The organism is Streptomyces sp. WAC03905 (genome assembly GCF_057371075.1).
In genome coordinates, this window is record NZ_JBXYDZ010000003.1 from 4,816,797 (window position 1) to 4,837,732 (window position 20,936).

Consider the following 20,936-nt stretch of genomic DNA (forward strand, 5'->3'; position numbering starts at 1 on the left):
CCGCGGCGCCCGCGCCGGGCCCCTTCCGTGCGCGGACTACCAGGTGAAGCCGGGCTGGATCGGCATGCAGGCCTGGTCGTTGTCGCCGTTGAGCGCGTGGGCGGAGTCCGGTGCCTTGGTCGGGGCGGGCGCCGGTGCGGCCGGCGTGCCGCCGGACCTCCAGTCCTTGCCGACGAACACGACGATCCCGGCGACCTGGTCGGACTTCTGCACCGAGGCGGCGGGCAGGCCGAGGGCGGTGGCCACCGCGGCGGCGTCGGCCGCCTGGGCGTCGGTGGCGTAGCGGATCACCGAGGTGTCCTCCGCGCCCGTCTGGGTGTCGGCGACGACCTTGGTGAAGCCCTTGCCGGTCAGCAGGGCGGCGACCTCGCTCGCCCGGCCCTTGACCTTGACCTCGGTGCCGTCCTTGCCGCCGGTCGAGTTGCGGACCGTCACCGCGATCTTCGCGGGCGGCGCGGCCGTCGCCGCCGCGGAGGCGGTGGCGCTCGGCTGGGCGGGCGCCGACGGGGTGCCCGGGGACGCGGAGGCGGACGCGGCCGGCGAGCCGGAGCCCTGCCCGTCGAGCGCGATGTCCTCGCGGACCATCCGGAACAGGTCCTCGGCCTCGCCCGCCTTGGGCTCGACCCGCCCGTCCAGGCCGGGCTTGCTGCTGTAGACCCACGGCATCGTGGTCATGGTGATACGGCCCGGCGGGACCTTCTTGAGCTCCATGCTGAGGTCGAACAGCTTGTCGATCTTGTTGAGGCCGGTGTCGACGACCATCGCCTCGATCGCCGCCTGGGCCAGGCTGTTGAGCTTGACCGGGTTGCTGAGCTTGGCGTTCTTGCGGAACTCGCGGGCCATCGAGTTCATGTACTGGTGCTGGGCGTGGGTGCGGCCGATGTCGGTGCCGTCCTCGAAGCCGTAGCGGGTGCGCAGCCACTGCAGGGCCGTCTCGCCCTGGATGACGCTCGTGCCCTTCGGCAGTTTCAGGCCGGAGCCCTTGCCGTCCCGGGTACGGGAGTGCACGTTCTGCTCGACGCAGACCGGGACGCCGCCGATGGCGTCGGCCATCCGGACCACGCCCTTGAAGTCGATCATCATGAAGTGATCGATGGGGATCTTCGTCAGCTCGCTCCACGCGGCGACCGTGCAGCCCGGACCGCCGCGCTGGATGGACTCGTTCGTCTGGACGAGCCCCTTGCTGGCGGGGTACACCTTGCCGCCCGGCTCGGTGCACTTGGGCATCATCAGCATCGTGTCGCGCGGCATCGAGATCACGGACATGTTGCTGCGGTCCGCGGAGAGGTGCAGCAGCATCTGGACGTCCGCGAGCGGCGGCCCGTCGAAGGTGTCCGTGGCCCCGCCGAGGGCCTGGTTCTCCGCGTCGTTGCGGGCGTCGGAGCCGATGAGCAGGATGTTCAGCGGGGTCTGCCCGAAGGCGTTGGGCTTGGAACCGCCCAGCTTGTTCTCACCGAGGTTCAGCGCGTCCGTCTGGATGCTGCCGTTGAGGTGTCGGTAGTAGAGGTAGCCGGCCGCCGCCGTCCCGAGTATGAGCAGGGACAGGACCGAGGAGACCCAGCGCAGCACACGCCGGCGGCCCCGCCTGGTGGGACGGGAACCGCCCCGGCCGGCGGCCCCCGAGCCGCCCCTCTGCGGGGGCACCGTGCCGGGCGCGGCCGCCCCGCCGCCGGATATGTCCCCGTCGGCGCGGGCGCTCGCCCCCTCCTCCCGCACGTCGCTGTGCCTCACGCGTATCCCCCTCATGGTCCTTCTTGGTCGACATGGCGCCGGTCCGACCGGCAAGGTCCCGCTACTTGGCGCAGACGGCCTTGTCGGCCTGCGCCTGCTGGACGTCCTTGGGCAGTTCCTGCGGAACCGGCGGCGCCAGCGGGGAGCCCGGCTTCTGGAAGTCCGGACCCAGCGTCAGCTTCATCGGGGTCTTCGCCCCCGCGTCCGTCGTCCCCATCTTCAGCGCGGTGGCGGGCAGCCCCATGGCGTCCGCGAGCGCCCGGGCCTGGTCGGCCTGGTTGGGCGCGTACTCCAGCTGCGTGGCGCCGACCTTCGCCGGAGCGTTGCCCTGGTTGCTGGTCTTGGACATCCCCTTGGTGTCCTGCAGCCACTTCAGCGTGGTGGAGGCGGAGCCCGAGGGCCCGCCGCCGTTGTAGACGCTCACCCGTACGTCACCGGCGGGCGCCCGGTTGCCCTGGAGCAGGGCGTCCTGCTTGGCCTTCGCGTCCGCGTCGGCCGCCTCCTTCGCCGCCTGCTCCTTCTTCTCGACCTCCGTGAGCGAGACGTCCCCCCGGATCATCTGCAACAGCGGTTCCGCCAGGCCCTGGTTGACGACGACGGTGGCCTTGCGGTTCGCGGGCTCAGCGGGGTTGTCGAGCACCGGCATGGTCGTGAAGGTGATGTTCTTGAGGTCGATGTCCTTCAACTCGCCCGCAAGGTCGGTGAGTTTGTCGATGGACCCCAGGCCCTGGTCGACGGTCAGCGACTTGGTGGCCGCCTCCGCCAGCGAGAAGAACTTCTTCGGGCTGGTCAGCGTCTCCTTGGACTTCATCTCGCGCATCATCGACCCGAGGAACTGCTGCTGGGTCTTGATCCGGTCCAGGTCGCTCTCGTTGCCGAAGGCGTGCCGGGTCCGTACGAAGGCCAGCGCCTGCTCGCCCTCAAGCCGGTGCTCGCCCTGGGAGAGCTTGAGCTTGGAGTCCTGGTCGTCGACGGCCTTCTCCAGGCACACGGGCACGCCGCCCACCGCCGTGCTCAAGGTCTTCACCGCGTTGAAGTCGACCATCATGAAGTTGTCGACCTCTATGCCGGTGAGCTCCTTGACCGTGCGCATCGTGCAGCCCGCGTCACGGCCCTCCTGGCCCAGGCTGTTGTTGAAGCGCACGCCCTTGGTGCCGCGGATCGCCTTGGTGGTGCCGTCGGGCTGCTTCGTCGGGCAGTCCGGGATGTTCGTGATCAGGTCGCGAGGGATGGACAGCGCGGTGGCGTTGGAGCGGTCCTTGGCGATGTGGAACAGGATCGTGGTGTCGGCGTGGCCGACGCTGTCCTTGTCGCCGTAGCCCTCGTTGCCCGCACCGCTGCGCTTGTCGGTGCCGATGACCAGGATGTTGATCGCCTGGTCCTTCTTGAAGCCGCCGGTGCCCGCGCCCGCGATGTCGGTGACGCTGAGGTTGCCGTTGAGGTGGTCGTAGTAGAGGTAGGCCGCCGTGGCGCCGCCGACCAGTAGGAACGCCAGCGTCCCGCTGGTGATCAGCAGGGCCTTCTTGCGGCGACCGCCACCGCCGCCGCCCTTGCGGGAACGGCCGCCCCTGCGGCCCCCGGGCGGGGCGTCGCCGCGGCGCGGCTTCGGCACCCCGGGGGAGGGGGCGGTGGGTGCGGCGGGTCCCGACGAGGATCTGCGGGGCGCGCCCACCTTGGGCCGCTCTCGCGCTGCGGAGTCGTTCAACTGCAGCTCGTAGTGGCCGGTGCGGGGATTGAGCACCCACTGGTCTGCGGGGTCGATCTCGTCCGCCCGCCCACGGCTTTGCGCATCCACGGTTGCTCGAATCCTCCGTCGGGTGCCTCGCGACGCGCCTCCCCAAGGCGCACGGTCAACGATCCGGCTGCTGGTACCCGGTCTCCGGTCCGGCCGGGCACCGGATCGCTCACCTTATCCGTCCTGTTCGGCCGCAAACCATGGTGGTGACAAATTCCACTCCCCTTATAACGGGGTGAACCGCCCATCCCACTCGGTTCGGTCACCGGCTTTTGGGATTGCTTTACCGGCACTCTGCGTTCCCTGCGGTCGTTCCTGTGAAGGTAGGGATGGGTGCGGAGGGGGTCGAGGTTCCCTCGCGGGTCGAATTCCCTTCCGGAACCCCGTCGGTGGAGGTCGCGGCAGGGCTCGGGGCGGCCGCCGCGGGGGTCCGGGCGGCGTTCGAGGCCGACGGTTGCGGCGGGGTCACCGTCACCGGTCCGTCCTCCCGCAGCTGCCGGAACAGCCGTGTGGCGTCCGGCTCCACCAGCTCGTCCCGGTTGGGGTTGGGGGCGTAGGGCCGGCGCGGAACGGTCAGGAACGTGATGCGATCGGTCGGTATACCCCTTACGCCCCGTACGAGTTCGTACATGTTGCGCAGTGAGGCCAGCCCCGGATCGGTGGTCAGCGAGGACGTGGCGGCGTCCAGCAGCGGGTACAGCCGCGTCGGGTTCAGCAGTACGCCGTTGCTCTGGACCTTCTTGACGAGCGAGCCGAGGAACTGCTGCTGGCGGTCCATCCGTTCGGTGTCGCTGCCGTTGCCCAGGCTGTGCCGGGCGCGGACGAACCCCAGCGCCTGCTCGCCCCGGAGGGTCTGCAGGCCGGCGGACAGCTTCAGCTTGGCCTGGACGTCGTCGATCGGCTCGGCGAGACACACCTCCACCCCGCCGACGGCGTCGACCATCCGCTTGAACCCGCTGAAGTCGATGACCATGTGGTGGTCGATCCGGATGCCCGTGAGCTTCTCCACGGTGCGGATGGTGCAGGCGGCCCCGCCCCACTCGAACGCCCAGTTGAACTGCGCGAAGGCGGCGCCGGTCCGCTTCCCGTCCGACCGCAGGCAGGAGGGGATCTGCGTCATCAGGTCCCGGGGTATCGACACGGCGGTCGCACTCCTGCGGTCCTGCGGCAGGTGCAGCAGGATCGTGGTGTCCGAACGCTGTGTGCCCTTGTCCTCCCCGTACCCGGCGTTGCCCCTGCCCGACCGGGAGTCGGAGCCGATCAGCAGGATGTTCTGGGCGCCGGTGGCGAGGTGCGCCGGGCGTTCGCGCTCGTAGCGCGCCAGCTCGGCCGCGGCCGAGGTGTCCTCGGTGATGTTCCCGTCGAGCTTGTTGTAGAGCCACCAGCCGGCGGCCGTCCCCAGCAGCACCAGCAGGGCCAGCCCGAGACCGATCCAGCGCAGCAGCCGGTGCCTGCGGGTCCACGGGGGCCGTCGCCCGCCCCCGGCCGCACCGGTGCCGCCTGGTATGCCTGCGCTGTCCGTCACTGGCGTCCGTCCCCTCGCCGCTGCGAGCAGCCGTACGGGTGAGCACGGCCACTGCCGATCCTGCCCCCGGGGTGTCGGAGCAGCCCGGGGGCGGGGTCGTGTCTAGGGCCGTCCGGGTGACAGATCGGCGGTTCCGGGGATTGATCAGTGTGGGTGACGGCCCGGGCGCCGGTGTCAGACCGTATGGGTGACGCGCTCGCTCTCGGTCCGCTGGGCCAGCGCCTCCGGCGACAGCCGGTCCAGGTTCCGGCAGAGCACCACGGAGGCCCCGGCCGCCAGGGCGGCGTACAGCCCGGCGGACAGCCCCTCCCAGGAGTCGTAACCCAGCCCGGTCAGGATCCGGGACCCCTCGCCCAGGCCGAGCTTCGCAGCGTCCTCGCGGGCCCGGTCCACCAGGGCCGCGTGCGAGAGCTCCTCGCCGCCGACGACCAGCGCGGGGTCCTCGGGATCCACCGGGACGAACGGGGCGAAGCGGTCGCCCTGCCCCGGCACCTCCACCGCGTAGTCCGCGAAGCCGGCCGGGGGCTGCGGGAAGCGCCCGCCCAGCGGCCGCAGGGCGAGCGCCACCCGCTCGCCTCCGCAGGCGCGGGCCCGCTCCAGCGTGTCCGGACCGCTGACGACGAGGTCGGCGTCGCCCGGGTCCCCGCCCACCGACGCCACGACCCCGACCGAGTCACAGGCGAGCAGCCACACCGCGCTCTGCCAGTGCGCGGGCAGCAGCAGCGCGAGCCGGTCACCGGGCTCGGCCCCCAGGTCGCCCTGGAGCAGATTCGCGGTCTTGGCCACCCAATTGGCGAAGGTCGCGACGGACAATTCGACGCGTTCGCCGGTGGAGTCGTCGTAGAAGGTGACGAGCGGGCGGCCCGGATCGGCGGCGAGCGCGGATCGCAGCAGGTCGGCAGGGGTGCGGGTGATGGCGTTCACCCGGCCCAGCGTACGCGGGGCCCTCCCCCGTACGGGGGCCCGCCGCTCATCCGTACGGGGGAGGGGTATGCGCGGCGCAGCGGACGGAGCATCAGATCTCGGATGGCGCCCCGTGATGCGCGTGTTCACCATCCTTTTCATGCGTGGATTCCTTGCTTCCTCGATCGGCGTCGCGACGGCCGCCGCACTGGCCCTGCCCCTCGCGCTCCCGACTCCAGCACTCGCCGAAACCGTCCCCACGACCCCGGCCGGGTCCACCCAGTCGCTGCCCCTCGCCCCCGTCGGGCCCGCGGCGGACCGCAGCCCCGGTGTCCCCGGAATGAGCGCCTCGCCCCGCGGCCCCGAGACGCAGGGCCTGACCGCCCGTGAGGTCAAGACGTTCTCGCTGGTCGGTGTCGTCTGGGACGACGTCACCACCCAGCTCAACGGCCGCGTCCAGGTCCGTACGCGCTCCACCCGGACCGCGACGTGGTCCGACTGGCAGGACGTCGAGGTCCACAACAGCGAGCACGCGGCCGACCCCGACGCGGTGGAGCGCGGCTCCGGCCGGCTCCGGGGCGCCACCGCCCCGCTGTGGGTCGGGGAGTCCGACGGCGTGGAGGTCCGCGTCCAGGCGGAGACGGACGCCCCGGCCACCCGCGCGGGCGCCCGGCTGCCCTCGGGCCTGCGGATCGAGCTCGTCGACCCGGGCGCGGCGCCCGCCGGTCCCACCGACGGCAAGAACAGCGGCCCGGGCGACGACAAGGGCGAGGTGGCGCCCGGCCTGACGATGGCGATGGCCGAGGCCTCCGCGGCGAACGTGCCGCACGCCCAGCTGGGCGCGAACGAGATCACCGAGCTGAACAAGGCCGACTCCACCGCCGACGCCGTCTTCGCCAGCGACGGCGAACTGACCGCGGCGGCCGCCCCGTACATCGGCCCGCGCCCCCGGATCGTCACCCGCAAGGGGTGGGGTGCGGACGAGTCCCTGCGCGAGAAGGCCTTCGTCTACACCAACACCGTGAAGGCGGCGTTCGTCCACCACAGCGCCTCCGGCAACAACTACGCCTGCAAGGACGCCCCGGCGGTGCTGCGCAGCCTGTACCGCTACCACGTGGTCAGCAGCGGCTGGCGGGACTTCGGCTACAACTTCGCCGTCGACAAGTGCGGCACGGTCTACGAGGGCCGCGCGGGCGGCGTCTCCAAGCCGGTCCTCGGCGCGCACACCATGGGCTTCAACACCGACAGCATGGGCGTGGCGGTGCTCGGCACCTTCACCTCCTCCGCGCCCCCGGCCGCCGCCGTCGACGCGGTCGCCCGCCTCACCGCCTGGAAGCTCGGCCTCTTCGGCCGCGACCCGCGCGCGAAGACCACCCTGAAGTCGGGCGGCGGCAACCGCTACCCCAAGGGCCGCAACGTCTCGATGAACGTCATCTCGGGCCACCGCGACGGCTTCGCGACGGAATGCCCCGGCAAGCAGCTCTACGGCAAGCTCCCGACGACCCGCACCTCCTCGGCCAGGCTACAGGGCCGCCCGTAGCGGACTCCGGCCCGCCGCCCGCCCCCACCCACGGGCGGGCGGGGGCGGCACCGCCGAGCACTTAGGCTCGATACATGGCCGGCCGATTCGAACCCCTCAACCGCACCTCCGTGCGGGGTGGACGCACCGACGTGCCGCCGGGCCCCGCGAGCGCGGCCGGCGGCGGGGGAGCGACGCGCCGCTGGACCCCCGACGGCCCCGTCGACCTGGGGCTCACCCTCGGCCCGCTCCGGCGCGGCCCCGGCGACCCGACCTTCCGCGCCACCCCCGACGGTTCCGTGTGGCGCGCCACCCGTACCCCCGAGGGCCCGGCCACCCTCCGCGTCTCCCGGGCCGGCACGGGAGACGCGGAGATCGACGCCGAGGCCTGGGGCGCGGGCGCCGCATGGCTCCTGGACCGGCTGCCCGCGCTGCTCGGCGCCGACGACGACCCGGCGGCCTTCGTCCCGCGCCACCGCCTGGTGCACGCCAGCCACCGCAGCCGCCCGGGCCTGCGCCTGACCCGTACCGGGCTGGTCCTGGAGTCCCTGATCCCGACCGTCCTGGAGCAGAAGGTCACCGCCGACGAGGCCTACCGCGCCTGGCGCCGCCTCGTCACGTGGTACGGCGAGCCCGCCCCCGGCCCCCACGGGCTGAACCTGTCCGTCATGCCCGCCCCCCGGACCTGGGCCCTGATCCCGTCCTGGGACTGGCACAGGGCGGGGGTCGACGCCAAGCGCTCCGACACCATCGTCCGGGCCGTGCGCGTCGCCGACCGCCTGGAGGAGGCCTCGGGCATGGACCTGCCCGAGGCCGCACGGCGACTGGAGGCCGTCCCCGGCATCGGCCCGTGGACCTCCGCCGAGACCCTCCAGCGCAGCAACGGCCACCCCGACGCCGTCACCACCGGCGACCTGCACCTGCCCGGGATCATCGGCTACGCCCTCGTCGGTGACCGCGACACCGACGACGCCGCCATGCTGGAGCTCCTCGCCCCGTACGCGGGCCAGCGCCACCGCGCGGCCCGCCTCATCCTCCTGGCGGGCCGCACCCCGCCCCGCCGCACCCCCCGCATGTACCGCAGCGACATCGGCCGCTTCTAGGCCCTGTCGTCAAAGTCGCACCTGGCCCGCGGCGCCCGGCACCGCACCTCGCCGCGTTGTCGGGGCGCCCCAGTACGTCCAGTACTCGGGCGCCCCTCCGGCTTGCGATGCACGGCGGCACCGGACACCGCGGGCCTCACCGGCGCCACCCGGCGGGCCGGCCGCCGGCGCCGCCGCTCGGGTCAGCGGACCCGGATGAAGTCCTCCGCCGTCCGGCCCGGCCGCTGCGGCGGGGCCGCCGCCGGGTGGCCGACCGCCACCGTCCCCATCGGGTCCCAGTCGTCCGGCAGCTCCAGCACCTCCCGCACCACGTCCCGGCAGAACATCGTCGAGGACACCCACGCCGACCCCAGCCGCTCACCGGCCAGCGCGACCAGCAGGTTCTGCACGCCCGCGCCCATCGCCACCACGAACATCTCCCGCTCGGCGGCGTCCCGCCGGGCGTGCCCGTAGTGGTGCGCCCCGTCCGTCACCAGACACGGCACCACCAGGTACGGGGCGGCCCGCAGCACGTCCCCGCGGCGCACCCGCTTCGCGATCGACTCCTCGGACTTGCCGTCCGAGCGCAGGTCGGCGATCCACGCGTCGCGCATGGCGTCCAGCAGCCGGACCCGTGCGGACTCGGACTCCAGCAGCACGAACCGCCACGGGGTGGTGTGGTGCGGGGCGGGCGCCGTCACGGCCGCCGCCACCGCCCGCCGCACGGCGCCCGGGTCCACCGGCTCCGCCGTGAAGGCCCGTACGGTCCGGCGCTGCGTCACGGCCTCCCGTACGGCTTCCGAGGTCCCCAGCCGGAACATGTCGTCGGCCGGCGCGCGCACCAGGTCCCGCGCCGAGGCGCCCTCGCCCAGGACGTGTGCCAGGCCGCGCACGACGGCCACCGGCCGGCCGGTCGCCTTGCCCTTGACCAGGTCCCCGGCCGCGGCGAGCTCGTCCGCCGTCGCCACCACCGTCGCGCTCAGCGGATTGCCGTGGGCGTCGGTGCCGCCGCGCAGGTCGTCCAGGACCCGTACCCCGGCCGAGCCGATGGCCACGTCCGTCAGCCCGTTGCGCCACGGCCGCCCGAAGGTGTCCGTCACGACCACGCCCACGTCCACGGAGAGCGCCTCGCGCACCCCGGCCCGGATCGCGGCGGCCGAGGCGTCCGGGTCCTCGGGCAGCAGCAGCACCGTGCCGGTGGCGGTGTTGGAGGCGTCCACGCCGGCCGCGGCCATCACCAGGCCCTGCCGGTTCTCGACGATCCGCAGGGCGCCCCGGCGCGCGACGACCCGTACGGTCTCCGCGTCTATGGCGGCCTCGCGCGAGTCCGCCCGTACGATCCGGCCCTCGGCCTTGGAGACGATCTTCGAGGTGACGAGCAGGACGTCGCCGTCGCGCAGGTCGGGTGCGGCGGTCGTGATCAGCTTCGCCAGGTCGTCGCCCGGCCCGACCTCCGGAATGCCGTCGACGGCCCGTACCTCGTACGAGGGCGCCGCCGTCACCGAGAGGCCTCCGCCAGGGCCAGCGCGGCCCGGGCCATCTCGGCGGTGGCCTCCAGGTCGGTCATCATCAGCGGCACCGCGCGGCAGGTGATCCCGGCGGCCTCCACCGCGGCGACGGCGTCCGCGTCGGCGGTGTCGACGAGCCAGCCGTCGAGCAGGTCGCTCCCGTAGTGGAGGGCGACCGCGGCGGCGGTGGCCTCGACGCCGACCGCGGCGAGCACCTTGTCGGCCATCCCGCGCACGGGCGCTCCGCCGACGATGGGGGACAGGCCCACCACGGGGGCGTCGGCGGCGGCCACGGCGTCCCGGATGCCGGGTACGGCGAGGATGGTGCCCACCGACACCACGGGGTTGGACGGCGGGAGGACGATCACGTCGGCCGCGGCGACGGCCTCCAGTACGCCGGGCGCGGGCTTGGCCTGCTCGGCTCCCACGGGTACGACGGCCTCCGCGTCCACCGAGGCGCGCAACCGGACCCAGTACTCCTGGAAGTGGACGACCCGGCGCTCGCCGGTGCCCGCCTCGGTGATCGCGACGTGGGTCTCGACCCGGTCGTCGGACATGGGCAGCAGCCGTACCCCGGGCTGCCAGCGGTCGCAGAGGGCTTCCGTGACGGCGCTCAGCGGGTAGCCCGCGCCGAGCATCTGCGTGCGGACGATGTGGGTGGCGAAGTCGCGGTCCCCGAGGCCGAACCACGTGGGTCCGACCCCGTAGGCGGCGAGTTCCTCCTTGACGGTGAAGGACTCCTCGGCGCGCCCCCAGCCCTGGTCCTCGTTGATGCCACCGCCGAGGGTGTACATCACCGTGTCCAGGTCGGGACAGACCTTGAGTCCGAAGAGGTGAATGTCGTCACCGGTGTTGCCGATGACCGTGATGTCCGCGTCGGGCACGGCCGACTTCAGACCTCGCAGGAACCGGGCGCCGCCTATACCGCCGGCCAGAACAACAATGCGCATGCGGACAGTCTGTCAGCCGGGCGGTCGGGCGGTCGGGCGGCGGGTGGGCCCGCCGGCCGGGGGCGGGGCTCAGGCGGGGACGGTCTCGGACGCGGCCGGGGAGCAGCTGTGCATCGGCATCTCGGTCAGACCGGGGAAGTAGACGTGCAGGCTGACCGCGCCGTCGAGGGTGTCGTTGACGACCTCGTGGGCGTAGCCGGGGGCGAAGACGCGCTGGCCGCCCGCGCGGTGGGTGAGCGGTCCGCGGGAGGTGTGCTCGGTCAGCTCGCCCTCCAGGACCGTCAGGACGCCGGAGGAGGCGCCGTGGTCGTGCAGGCCGCTGCCCTGGCCGGGGACCCAGCTGAGCAGCCAGACCTCGTAGCCGGGTCCGGTGCGCAGCCGGTGGTACCAGCGGGTGGTGGCGTCGTACCGGACGAGGTGCTCCCAGGAGGCGCGGTCCTCGGCGATGGAGCGGGCCAGACCGACGAATTCGGCGACGGTGGCCGGGTGTTCGCGGGCGGGCTGGAGGAGGTGCTGGACGGCGAGGATGTCACCGGCGATCTGGAGGTCGCTCTCGACGGGCGCGGTCGCGGCGGGAGCGGCGGCGGTGCTTGCGGCGGTGGTGCTGTTCATCGGGGGATACCTCGACGGATGTCAGTCGTGCTGGCGGTCGCTGTGGGGGAGGGCCGGAGCTCTGGGGAGCCGGGGCTCCACGGGCATCAACAGCAGCAACAGCAACAGCGAACCTGGGCAGCGCACAGGAACCCACGAATGGGGGTCCGGGTGGCGGCTGCGGGCGCTGACATGCGAACAAGGAGACCGGGTACGGGGTCCGGCTGTCAACCCAATGTCCGGTTTGGGGTAAAAGTTTCACCTCATCCAGTTACTGTGAGCGGAGAAAGGTTTGTGCAGCCAATGGCGGGGCAATTGCGCTGCGCCGGGGCTAAACCTGATCTCGCCATGTCGTGACCTGAATGTGATCTGCGCCGCTCTTCGGGGCGGGCCGCAACCCCACTTCGGGGTGACGCGTGGATAACGGGTGAAGGTGACATCTGAAGACGCCGATGGCATGTGTCACGATTTTTGGCGATATGAACACTTACTGCATAGGCTTGGTTCCGCAGAGTGAATAAGGGGCCCAATAGCAGATCTCGGCTTGACTGCCCCGGAGCCACGCACTTGTAATTTCACTCGTGTCGTTACGTAGCAATGAGTGACGACGTGACCACGGGGACGCACCAACGGAGCGAGGGGCGCACATGACCGAGCTGTTTCAGGAACTGCTGGTCGAGGAAGCGGACGAGGAGCTCGGATGGCAGGAGCGCGCCCTGTGCGCCCAGACCGACCCCGAATCCTTCTTTCCGGAGAAGGGCGGCTCCACCCGCGAGGCCAAGAAGGTCTGCCTCGCCTGCGAGGTCCGCTCCGAATGCCTTGAGTACGCCCTCGCCAACGACGAGCGATTCGGCATCTGGGGCGGCCTGTCCGAGCGCGAGCGCCGGCGCCTGAAAAAGGCCGCCGTCTGACACCGCCGGAGCACCACCGGCCCGGTACCCGCAGCACCCCGCACGACATATCCGAATATCCGAGCACGACGTCGAGCACGACGCACGGCCGAACGACGCGCACCGCACACGGTCCGCCTCCTGCACCTTCCCCGCAGGAGGCGGACCGCCGCTTTGGCAGCCGTTAGGGTGGGGCGCTGTCCAGCAGCCTCCGAGGGCACACCACCCCCGGACCCCCGGCCGGAGGGCCCGTACCGCGATGTCCCTGCACAGCCAGTCGACGGCCTCCTACCAGGCCCCCGACACACCACAGTTCCCCCGGCACGTCGTCACCGCGGTCCTCGTCGCCCACGACGGCGCCCGCTGGCTGCCCCGGACGCTCGCCGGCCTCCTCGGCCAGGAACGCCCCGCGCAGAACCACGTCGCCGCCGACACCGGCAGTGCCGACGAGTCCGCCCGGCTCCTCACCGACGCCCTCGGCGACGACCGCGTCCTCCACCTCGCCCGCCGCACCGGATTCGGCACCGCGGTCGACGAATCCGCCCGCACCGCAGGCACCCTGAGCCCCGAGGACCTCCCGTACCTCAAGCGCCCCAGCGGCTGGGACCCCGTCAGCCGCACCTGGCGCGACGACGCATACGACCTCCCCGACCTCCCCCACGGCGAACCCGTCCAGTGGCTCTGGCTCCTGCACGACGACAGCGCCCCCGAACCCGACGCCCTCACCGAACTCCTCCGCGTCGCCGACGAGAACCCCGACGCCGCGATCATCGGCCCCAAGCTCCGCGGCTGGTACGACAAGAAGCAGCTCCTCGAAGCCGGCGTCACCATCGGCCGCAGCGGCCGCCGCTGGACCGGCCTCGACCGCCGCGAACAGGACCAGGGCCAGCACGACCAGGTCCGCCCCGTCCTCTCCGTCTCCACCGCCGGCATGCTCGTCCGCCGCGACGTCTACGACGACCTCGGCGGCTTCGACCGGCGCCTGCCCCTCATGCGCGACGACGTCGACCTGTGCTGGCGCGCCCAGAGCGCCGGCCACACCGTCCTCGTCGCCCCCGACGCCGTCCTGCGCCACGCCGAGGCCTCCGCCCGCGAACGCCGCACCGTCGACTGCGCCGGCCGCACCACCGCCGGCCCGCACCGCGTCGACAAGGCCGGCGCCGTCTACACGATCCTCGCCAACAGCTCCGCCCGCGCCCTGCCCTACGTCCTGCTGCGCGTCGTCCTCGGCACCGTCCTGCGCACCCTCGCCTACCTGATCGGCAAGGCCCCCGGCCAGGCCGTCGACGAGATCACCGGCCTCCTCGCCACCCTGCTGCGCCCCGGCCGCATCCTCGCCGCCCGCAAGGCCCGCAGCCGCCCCGCCGTCCCCGCCTCCGACCTGCGCCACCTCTTCCCCCCGGCGGGCGCCTCCCTGCGGGCCAACGCCGACCAGCTCGCCGGGTACTTCGGCGGAGACCGCCACACCGACTCCACCCCCGCCGGCCGGCACGGCGGCGGCAGCATCCTCAACGCCCCCGGCGAGGACGGCGACTACCAGGAGACCGAACGCTTCGCCCGCCTGAAGCGGATCGCGCGCAACCCCGCACCCTTCCTCTTCGGACTGCTCCTTCTGGTCTCCCTCGCGGCCTGCCGCGCCCTGATCGGCGGCGGCTCCCTCATGGGCGGCGCCCTGCTGCCCGCCCCCGACAGCGGCCTCGACCTGTGGAGCGTCCACACCGACGGCTGGCACCCCGTGGGCACCGGCTCCACCGCCTCCGCGCCGCCCTACCTGGCCGCCCTCGGCGCCCTCTCCACCCTGCTGTTCGGCTCCACCCAGGCCGCCCTGACCCTCCTGCTCGTCGGGTCCGTCCCGCTGGCCGGCCTCACCGCCTACTTCGCCTCCCGGCCGCTCGTCGAATCCCGGCTGCTGCGCGCCTGGGCCGCCACCGCCTACGCCTTCCTCCCCGCCGTCACCGGCGCCCTCGCCGGCGGCCGCCTCGGCACCGCCGTCCTCGCCGTCGTGCTCCCCCTCATGGCCCGGGCCGCCGTCACCGCCTTCGGCCTCGGCGAGCACGGCGACGCCGAACAGCGGCCCGGTTGGCGCGCGGTGTGGACGTACACGCTCCTGCTGACCGTGGCCACCGCCTTCACCCCGGTCGTCTGGCCGCTCGCCGTCCTCCTCGGCACCGCCGCGCTCGTCCTGCGCCGCGCGCAGTGGAAGACGTACGGCCTGCGGCTGCTCGCCACCCTCGCCGTCCCGCTGGTCGTCCTCGCCCCCTGGTCGCTGGGCCTGCTCACCCACCCCGGCCGTTTCCTCCAGGAGGCCGGACTGCCCTACGGGGCCGGCTCCGCGGGCGCCCTGGACCTGCTCGGCATCAGCCCCGGCGGCCCCGGCGCCGCCGCCCCCCTGCTGCTCGCCGGCATCGTCCTCGCCGCACTCGCGGCGCTGCTCCGCGCCGACCGGCAGTTCGCCGTCCGCACCGCCTGGGCCACCGCCCTGGCCGCCCTCCTCCTCGCCGTCCTCGCCAACCGGAGCGCCTGGGCCGGACCCGCCACCCTCGTCCACGGACTCGCCCTCCTCGCCGCCGCCACGGTCGGCGCGGACGGCGCCAAGGACCGGGTCGCCGCACGCAACTTCGGCTGGCGCCAGCCCCTCGCCGCCCTCATCGCCCTCGCCGCCGCCGCGGGTCCGCTCATCGCCGCGGCCACCTGGATGGTCGCCGGCGCCGACGGCCCGCTCCAGCGCCGCGACCCCGTGCAGGTGCCCGCCTTCGTCGCCGACGCCGGCGGCGACGACAACCAGACCCGCACCCTGCTCCTCCACCTCGACGGGCCCGCCACCGTCTCCTACAGCCTCGTCCGCGGCCCCGGCGGCCGCCTCGGAGACGCCGAGATCACCGCCGCGACCGGCGACGACCCCCGCCTCGACAAGGTCGTCTCCAACCTCGTCGCCGGCTCCGGAGCCGACCAGTCCAGCCAGCTCAGCGCCTACGCCATCCGCTTCGTGATGTTCCGCCCCGGCGGACCCGAGGACGTCCGCCGCGTCCTCGACGCCACCCCGGGCCTGAGCCGCCGCCACCAGCAGGACGGCACCGCCCTGTGGGGCGTCGAACCCTGGCTGCCGCGCGCCGTCATCGTCTCCGCCAAGCAGGGCGAGGCCCCGATCCCGGTCGCCGCCGGCCCCGTCGAGGCCCACGGAAAGATCCCCGCCGGCGAGGCCGGACGCGTCCTGCGCATCGCCGACCGGGCCGACGCCGGCTGGCAGGCCACCCTCGACGGCAAGCCGCTCAAGGCCAAGACCCTCGACGGCTGGGCCCAGGGCTTCGAACTCCCCGCCGGCGGAGGCCGCCTCGACCTCGTCCACGAGAACTCCCTGCCCCGCACCGCCTGGAACTGGACGCAGGGCCTGCTCGCCCTGGTCCTGCTGGTCATGGCGCTGCCCGGCCGGCGCGCCCAGCTCGACGACGACCTGCCCGAGGAGGAGGCCGCGCCCGCCGCCCGCCCCGGCCCGGGCGAGTCCGGCGAGGGCCGCCGGGCCCGCCGGCTCCGCGCCGGGGCGGAGGCGGACGCCGCCCCCGGCCCGGTGGAGACCGCGGCCGCCGCCGACCCGTACGCGCAGATCCCCGCCCAGCCGGTGTACGGCGAGGACTCCTACGCGTACCAGGCGTACGACGACCAGGGCGGCTACGCGTACGAGCCCCAGCAGCCCCAGCAGCCCCAGCAGCCCCAGCAGCCGGCGCAGCACCAGGATCCGTACCCGTACGAGCAGCAGCAGTACAGCGGCTACGACCAGCAGGGCCAGGCGCCCTACGGAACCCCGTACCCGCAGCAGCACCAGCAGCACCCGCAGCACCAGCCGGTCCACGACCAGGACGGGCAGCAGTACCCCTACCCGTACGAGTCCTACGAGCCGTACCCGCCCCACGACGTCCACGCACAGCACGACCCGCGTCCCGACGGGAGCCACCAGCAGTGAAGCAGCGCGCACCCCTGACGCTGGCGGCCGTGACCGCCGCGCTGGCCGCCCTCACCGGCGTCGCCGCCCTCACCGCGCCCGCCCCCGCGGGCGGGACCTCCGACGGCAAGGCCGCCGCCTCCGCCCGGATGCCGGTCGAACGGTCCCTGCTGGTCTGCCCCGGGCCCAGCTCGTCGGACATCGCGGAGACCACGTACACCTCGTTCACCCCCGGTGCCCCCGCCGGCGAGGGCAAGGGCTCGGCCCGGCTGCTCGGCGCGACCAAGGACGCCAAACCCGTCCTGGAGGCCAAGGAGCCCGGCAAGCCCGCCGGCGCCACCGCCAACGGAGCCGACGCCCCCGCCCTCACCGGCAGCGCCGACGGGTCCCTCGCCCCCGGCTGGACGGCGCAGCTGACCACCAAGGTCTCGGTCGGCCGCGCCCGGGGGGTGCTCGGCGTCGGCTGCACCGCACCCGGCACCGACTTCTGGTTCCCCGGCGTCAGCACCGCCAAGGGCCGCGAGGACTACCTCCACCTCACCAACCCCGACGACGCGGCCGCCATCGTCGACGTCACGCTCTTCGGCCCCGACGGCATGGCCAAGCCCGAAGCGGGAACCGGCGAGAACATCCGCGTCGACGCCAAGTCCACCAAGACCGTCCTGCTCTCCTCCCTCCTGCCGGCCACCCAGCTCGCCGACGCCACCGCCCACGTGACCACCCGGGCCGGCCGGGTGGGCGCTTCCGTGCAGGTCGCCGAGGAGAACGTCGGCGCCGACTGGCTGCCCGCGTCCACCGACCCGTCCGGCGCAGTGGTGCTGCCCGGCATTCCCGCGGACGCCGCCTCCGTACGGCTGGTCGCCTTCGTGCCCGGCGAGGAGGACGCCGACCTCAAGCTGCGCCTGGCCGGACGGGGCGGCTCCATCACCCCCGCCGGCAGCGAACAGCTGCACGTCAAGGCGGGCATGACCGCCGTCATGGACCTCAAGGACCTCACCCGCGGCGAGCCCGGCTCGCTGGTGCTCGGTCCCAGCGACGCCAAGAAGGCCGCCCCGGTGGTCGCGGCGGTACGCGTGGTCCGCGGCAGCGGCGCCAAGCAGGAACTCGGATTCATCCCGGCCACCCGGCCGGTCGGCGCGCGGGCCACCGTCCCCGACAACCGGCCCGAGGAGAACGGCACCCTGCTGTCGCTGACCGCCCCGAGCGCCGAGGCGAAGGTCAAGGTGACGGCGTCCCCGGGCACCGGTGGCGGCGAACCGGCCTCCCAGGAGGTCACGGTCAAGGCGGGCACCACCCAGACACTGAGTCTGGCCCCCGCCGGCGGGAAGGGCTCCTACGCCCTCACCGTCGAGACCGTTTCGGGCGGACCGGTCCACGCGTCCCGCATGCTGTCCCTCCCCCACGACGGCATCCCGATGTTCACCGTGCAGGGCCTCTCGGACGACCACTCCACGGTGTCCGTCCCCAAGGCCGTCCAGGACCTCTCCGTCCTGACCAGGTGACGGGCCGGACCCCCGTCACGGCCGGATGATCAGTCCTGGCCGTACCGGGGGTCCACCGTCTCGGGGGTGAGCCCGAGCAGCTCCGCCACCTGCTCCACCACGACCTCGTGGACCAGCATCGCCTTCTCGTCACGCGTCTTCGTACGGATCTCCACCGGCCGCCGGAAGACCACGACCCGGGCCGGCCGCCCCTGCCGGGACTCCGACACCGCACCGAGCGGAACCGCCTCGTCGTTCCAGCCGCCGTCCGGACCGCCCGGCGGCCCCGGCACGTCACCGACCAGGAACTCCACCTCGGACAGCTGCGGCCAGCGCCGCTCCAGCCGCTCGACGGAGTCCCGTACGAGGTCACCGAACAGCTCCGCCCGGCTCGCCGCCAGCGGCACCTGCGGAGGGGCCAGCGGACCGCGCATCCCGCGCCCGTGCCGGTCCCGCCGACGCGTTCTGGGCTCGCCGGGACCCCCCGCGGGGGGCTCGGCGGGGCAAGGGGGCAAAGGGGTGTCCGTCACCCCCGCAGGGTAGCTCCGAGCACGACACGGGGGAGGCAGCAGAGGTGGAGTCGTCGCGGCCCGGTCAAGAGTGCGGTACCGTCCAACGTCGTGAGCCTTGTACGTCGCTGTTCGCGCACCGCGTGCGGCCGCCCTGCCGTCGCGACACTGACGTACGTCTACGCCGATTCGACCGCAGTCCTCGGCCCGCTCGCCACATACGCCGAACCCCATTGCTACGACCTGTGCGCCGAGCACTCGGAGCGCCTGACGGCCCCGCGCGGCTGGGAGGTCGTCCGTCTGTCCGACGGGTCCGGTCCGTCGCGCCCCAGCGGCGACGACCTCGAAGCCCTGGCCAACGCCGTCCGTGAAGCCGCGCGCCCGCCGGGCCGCTCCGCCGGGCCCGGCACGACCGGCAAGGGCGGCCAGACCACCGGCGAGACCCGCCGCGGACACCTGCGCGTCCTCAGATCGCCCGATTCCTGACGCTCGGGTCATCTGCGGTGTCGCTGCGGGTTCAGGGTAGGTTTGCCCAACCGCACAGAACCTCAGGAGGGCAGGCAGTGGCCGCAGATCTTTCGAACATCGTCAAGGCGTATGACGTGCGTGGCGTCGTGCCGGACGAGTGGGACGAGTCCCTGGCGGAGCTGTTCGGTGCTGCTTTCGTCGAGGTCGTGGGTGGGTCGGCGATCGTGGTGGGGCATGACATGCGTCCTTCGTCGCCGGGTCTGTCGGCGGCGTTCGCGCGGGGTGCCGCGGCGCGTGGTGTGGATGTGACGTTGATCGGGTTGTGTTCGACGGATCAGCTGTATTACGCGTCGGGGTCGATGGGTCTGCCGGGTGCGATGTTCACGGCGTCGCACAATCCGGCGCGGTACAACGGGATCAAGATGTGCCGGGCGGGTGCGGCGCCGGTGGGTCAGGACACGGGTCTGTCGCGGATCCGGTCGTTGGTGGAGGGCTGGCTGGACGCGGGCGTTCCGGAGGTTGCTGCGGGCACGGTGGCGGGGACGGTGACGGAGCATGACTCGCTGAAGGGGTATGCGGAGCATCTGCGTTCGCTGGTGGACCTGTCGTCGGTCCGTCCGCTGAAGGTGGTGGTGGACGCGGGCAACGGGATGGGTGGTCATACCGTTCCGACGGTGTTCGAGGGGCTGCCGCTGGATGTGACGCGGATGTACTTCGAGTTGGACGGGACGTTCCCCAACCACGAGGCGAATCCGCTGGATCCGAAGAACATCGTGGATCTGCAGGCGCGGGTGCTGGCGGAGGGTGCGGATCTGGGTATCGCTTTCGACGGGGACGCGGACCGGTGTTTCATCGTGGACGAGCGGGGTGTGGGGGTGTCGCCGTCGGCGATCACGGCTCTGGTGGCGTCGCGTGAGCTGGCCCGTCATGGTGGGTCGGGCACGGTGATCCACAATCTGATCACGTCGATGTCGGTGCCGGAGGTCGTCCGGGAGAGCGGTGGCACGCCGGTTCGTACGCGGGTGGGTCATTCCTTCATCAAGGAGGAGATGGCGCGGACGGGTGCGATTTTCGGTGGTGAGCATTCGGCGCACTACTACTTCAAGGACTTCTGGAACGCGGACACGGGCATGCTGGCCGCGCTCCACGTTCTGGCGGCGTTGGGTGGTCAGGACGGTCCGTTGTCGGTGCTGGTGGCTTCCTATGACCGGTATGAGGGGTCGGGGGAGATCAATTCGACGGTGGCTGATCAGGCGGGTCGGCTGGCGGCGGTGCGGGAGTCCTTCGGTGGCCGTGAGGGTGTGACGCTGGATGAGCTGGACGGTTTGACGGTGACGGGTGAGGGGTGGTGGTTCAACGTGCGTGCGTCGAACACGGAGCCGTTGCTGCGTCTGAACGTCGAGGCGCGTGACGAGGTCACCCTGACCCGCGTCCGCGACGAAGCCCTGGCCCTCATCCGCGCCTGACCCGCCGGGCCGACAGCTCCCGGCCGGGCCGGTGTGCCGGCTCGCACTTTCCGGCGGGGTCCGCACATGCAGCCTCGCCGGCTCGCGCTTCCCGGCGGGGGCCGGCCTCTCCGGCTTCGCGTGCTCGGGCTTTCCGGCGCGGGTCCGCACATTCAGCCTCGCCGGCGTTTGAGGCGCGGGTCCGGGCGGAGCCCGGCACCGGCGCAGCCGGGGTCTGCCGCGGTCGGGCCCAGCGGTCCCAGCGCCACCGCAGCCGGGGTCTGCCGCCGCCGGGCCCCAGCGCCACCGCAGCCCGGGTCTGCCGGGGCGGGCCCCAGCGGTCCCAGCGCCACCGCGCCACCGCCGGGTCCCACCCCCGCCCGCCCCGGGCCGCACCGGCGGAGCCCCAGCGGTACGCTGACCACGCCATACCCGCCACGCCGTACCCGCATCGCCGAAGGGAACCCACCCCATGCCGCTCGAAGCCGGCCTCCTGGAGATCCTCGCCTGCCCCGCCTGCCACGCCCCGCTCGAGGACAAGTCGGCCGACGAGACCCCCGAGCTGCTCTGCACCGGCCAGGACTGCGGTCTCGCCTACCCGGTCCGCGACGGCATCCCGGTCCTCCTCGTGGACGAGGCCCGCCGCCCCGCCTGACCCACAG

General features: G+C 73.2%; 16 protein-coding genes. 8 read left to right on the top strand and 8 right to left on the bottom strand.

The window, feature by feature from the left end; all coding sequences use genetic code 11:
* Positions 1–36: 36 nt before the first annotated feature.
* The 4 genes from AC2RP6_RS24275 to AC2RP6_RS24290 all read right to left on the bottom strand — a co-directional run bounded on the left by AC2RP6_RS24275 (position 37) and on the right by AC2RP6_RS24290 (position 5,915).
* Entirely contained in the window at positions 37–1,746 is a 1,710-nt protein-coding gene (locus AC2RP6_RS24275) for an LCP family protein (protein WP_486448111.1), read from the bottom strand.
* Positions 1,747–1,792: 46 nt separating this feature from the next.
* Positions 1,793–3,526 carry an LCP family protein gene (locus AC2RP6_RS24280; RefSeq protein WP_486448112.1) on the bottom strand — a complete coding sequence of 578 codons (1,734 nt, stop codon included), beginning with the start codon at positions 3,524–3,526 and terminating at the stop codon, positions 1,793–1,795.
* Between the two features lie 223 nt (positions 3,527–3,749).
* Positions 3,750–4,991 carry an LCP family protein gene (locus AC2RP6_RS24285; RefSeq protein ID WP_486448113.1) on the bottom strand — a complete coding sequence of 414 codons (1,242 nt, stop codon included), beginning with the start codon at positions 4,989–4,991 and terminating at the stop codon, positions 3,750–3,752.
* A gap of 174 nt (positions 4,992–5,165) precedes the next feature.
* Positions 5,166–5,915, bottom strand: coding sequence for a TIGR03089 family protein (locus tag AC2RP6_RS24290; protein ID WP_486448114.1), 750 nt, complete (start codon positions 5,913–5,915; stop codon positions 5,166–5,168).
* 139 nt (positions 5,916–6,054) lie between these two features.
* Between AC2RP6_RS24290 and AC2RP6_RS24295 the strand changes: the two genes are divergently transcribed.
* Positions 6,055–7,434: a peptidoglycan recognition protein family protein gene (locus AC2RP6_RS24295; RefSeq protein WP_486448115.1), complete on the top strand. Its 1,380-nt coding sequence runs from the start codon at positions 6,055–6,057 to the stop codon at positions 7,432–7,434.
* Between the two features lie 74 nt (positions 7,435–7,508).
* A complete protein-coding gene (locus AC2RP6_RS24300; protein ID WP_486448116.1) occupies positions 7,509–8,516 on the top strand; it encodes a DNA-3-methyladenine glycosylase family protein in 1,008 nt (335 codons plus the stop codon).
* A 182-nt stretch (positions 8,517–8,698) separates the two neighbouring features.
* Here the strand turns inward: AC2RP6_RS24300 and AC2RP6_RS24305 are convergent, their stop codons facing one another.
* From AC2RP6_RS24305 to AC2RP6_RS24315, 3 genes are all read right to left on the bottom strand, one after another.
* Complete coding sequence (locus tag AC2RP6_RS24305) at positions 8,699–9,997, bottom strand: coenzyme F420-0:L-glutamate ligase (RefSeq protein WP_486448117.1); 1,299 nt, start codon at positions 9,995–9,997, stop codon at positions 8,699–8,701.
* Entirely contained in the window at positions 9,994–10,953 is a 960-nt protein-coding gene (gene cofD, locus AC2RP6_RS24310) for a 2-phospho-L-lactate transferase (RefSeq protein WP_486448118.1), read from the bottom strand. Before cofD ends, AC2RP6_RS24305 begins: the two co-directional genes overlap by 4 nt.
* A gap of 69 nt (positions 10,954–11,022) precedes the next feature.
* Positions 11,023–11,565: a cysteine dioxygenase gene (locus AC2RP6_RS24315; protein ID WP_486448119.1), complete on the bottom strand. Its 543-nt coding sequence runs from the start codon at positions 11,563–11,565 to the stop codon at positions 11,023–11,025.
* 626 nt (positions 11,566–12,191) lie between these two features.
* Between AC2RP6_RS24315 and AC2RP6_RS24320 the strand changes: the two genes are divergently transcribed.
* The 3 genes from AC2RP6_RS24320 to AC2RP6_RS24330 all read left to right on the top strand — a co-directional run bounded on the left by AC2RP6_RS24320 (position 12,192) and on the right by AC2RP6_RS24330 (position 17,873).
* A complete protein-coding gene (locus AC2RP6_RS24320) occupies positions 12,192–12,455 on the top strand; it encodes a WhiB family transcriptional regulator (protein ID WP_003983763.1) in 264 nt (87 codons plus the stop codon).
* A 238-nt stretch (positions 12,456–12,693) separates the two neighbouring features.
* Entirely contained in the window at positions 12,694–16,392 is a 3,699-nt protein-coding gene (locus AC2RP6_RS24325) for a glycosyltransferase (protein ID WP_486448120.1), read from the top strand.
* Positions 16,389–17,873 carry a DUF5719 family protein gene (locus AC2RP6_RS24330; RefSeq protein WP_486448121.1) on the top strand — a complete coding sequence of 495 codons (1,485 nt, stop codon included), beginning with the start codon at positions 16,389–16,391 and terminating at the stop codon, positions 17,871–17,873. The genes AC2RP6_RS24325 and AC2RP6_RS24330 overlap by 4 nt, the downstream gene beginning before the upstream one ends.
* 29 nt (positions 17,874–17,902) lie before the next feature.
* Here the strand turns inward: AC2RP6_RS24330 and AC2RP6_RS24335 are convergent, their stop codons facing one another.
* Complete coding sequence (locus AC2RP6_RS24335; RefSeq protein ID WP_486448122.1) at positions 17,903–18,382, bottom strand: metallopeptidase family protein; 480 nt, start codon at positions 18,380–18,382, stop codon at positions 17,903–17,905.
* A gap of 90 nt (positions 18,383–18,472) precedes the next feature.
* Between AC2RP6_RS24335 and AC2RP6_RS24340 the strand changes: the two genes are divergently transcribed.
* The 3 genes from AC2RP6_RS24340 (at position 18,473) to AC2RP6_RS24350 (ending at position 20,929) form a co-directional block, all read left to right on the top strand.
* Complete coding sequence (locus AC2RP6_RS24340) at positions 18,473–18,847, top strand: DUF3499 domain-containing protein (protein ID WP_486448123.1); 375 nt, start codon at positions 18,473–18,475, stop codon at positions 18,845–18,847.
* A gap of 77 nt (positions 18,848–18,924) precedes the next feature.
* Complete coding sequence (locus tag AC2RP6_RS24345) at positions 18,925–20,295, top strand: phosphomannomutase/phosphoglucomutase (RefSeq protein ID WP_486448124.1); 1,371 nt, start codon at positions 18,925–18,927, stop codon at positions 20,293–20,295.
* Between the two features lie 451 nt (positions 20,296–20,746).
* Positions 20,747–20,929, top strand: a complete 183-nt coding sequence (locus AC2RP6_RS24350) for a Trm112 family protein (protein ID WP_486448125.1) — start codon at positions 20,747–20,749, stop codon at positions 20,927–20,929.
* Positions 20,930–20,936: the final 7 nt, after the last annotated feature.

Bases quoted from the DNA above. Each gene is read 5' to 3' on its own strand.
- AC2RP6_RS24275 (WP_486448111.1), bottom strand. From the start codon at position 1,746: ATGAGGGGGATACGCGTGAGGCACAGCGACGTGCGGGAGGAGGGGGCG.
- AC2RP6_RS24295 (WP_486448115.1), top strand. From the start codon at position 6,055: ATGCGTGGATTCCTTGCTTCCTCGATCGGCGTCGCGACGGCCGCCGCA.
- AC2RP6_RS24300 (WP_486448116.1), top strand. From the start codon at position 7,509: ATGGCCGGCCGATTCGAACCCCTCAACCGCACCTCCGTGCGGGGTGGA.
- cofD (WP_486448118.1), bottom strand. From the start codon at position 10,953: ATGCGCATTGTTGTTCTGGCCGGCGGTATAGGCGGCGCCCGGTTCCTG.
- AC2RP6_RS24315 (WP_486448119.1), bottom strand. From the start codon at position 11,565: ATGAACAGCACCACCGCCGCAAGCACCGCCGCCGCTCCCGCCGCGACC.
- AC2RP6_RS24320 (WP_003983763.1), top strand. From the start codon at position 12,192: ATGACCGAGCTGTTTCAGGAACTGCTGGTCGAGGAAGCGGACGAGGAG.
- AC2RP6_RS24325 (WP_486448120.1), top strand. From the start codon at position 12,694: ATGTCCCTGCACAGCCAGTCGACGGCCTCCTACCAGGCCCCCGACACA.
- AC2RP6_RS24350 (WP_486448125.1), top strand. From the start codon at position 20,747: ATGCCGCTCGAAGCCGGCCTCCTGGAGATCCTCGCCTGCCCCGCCTGC.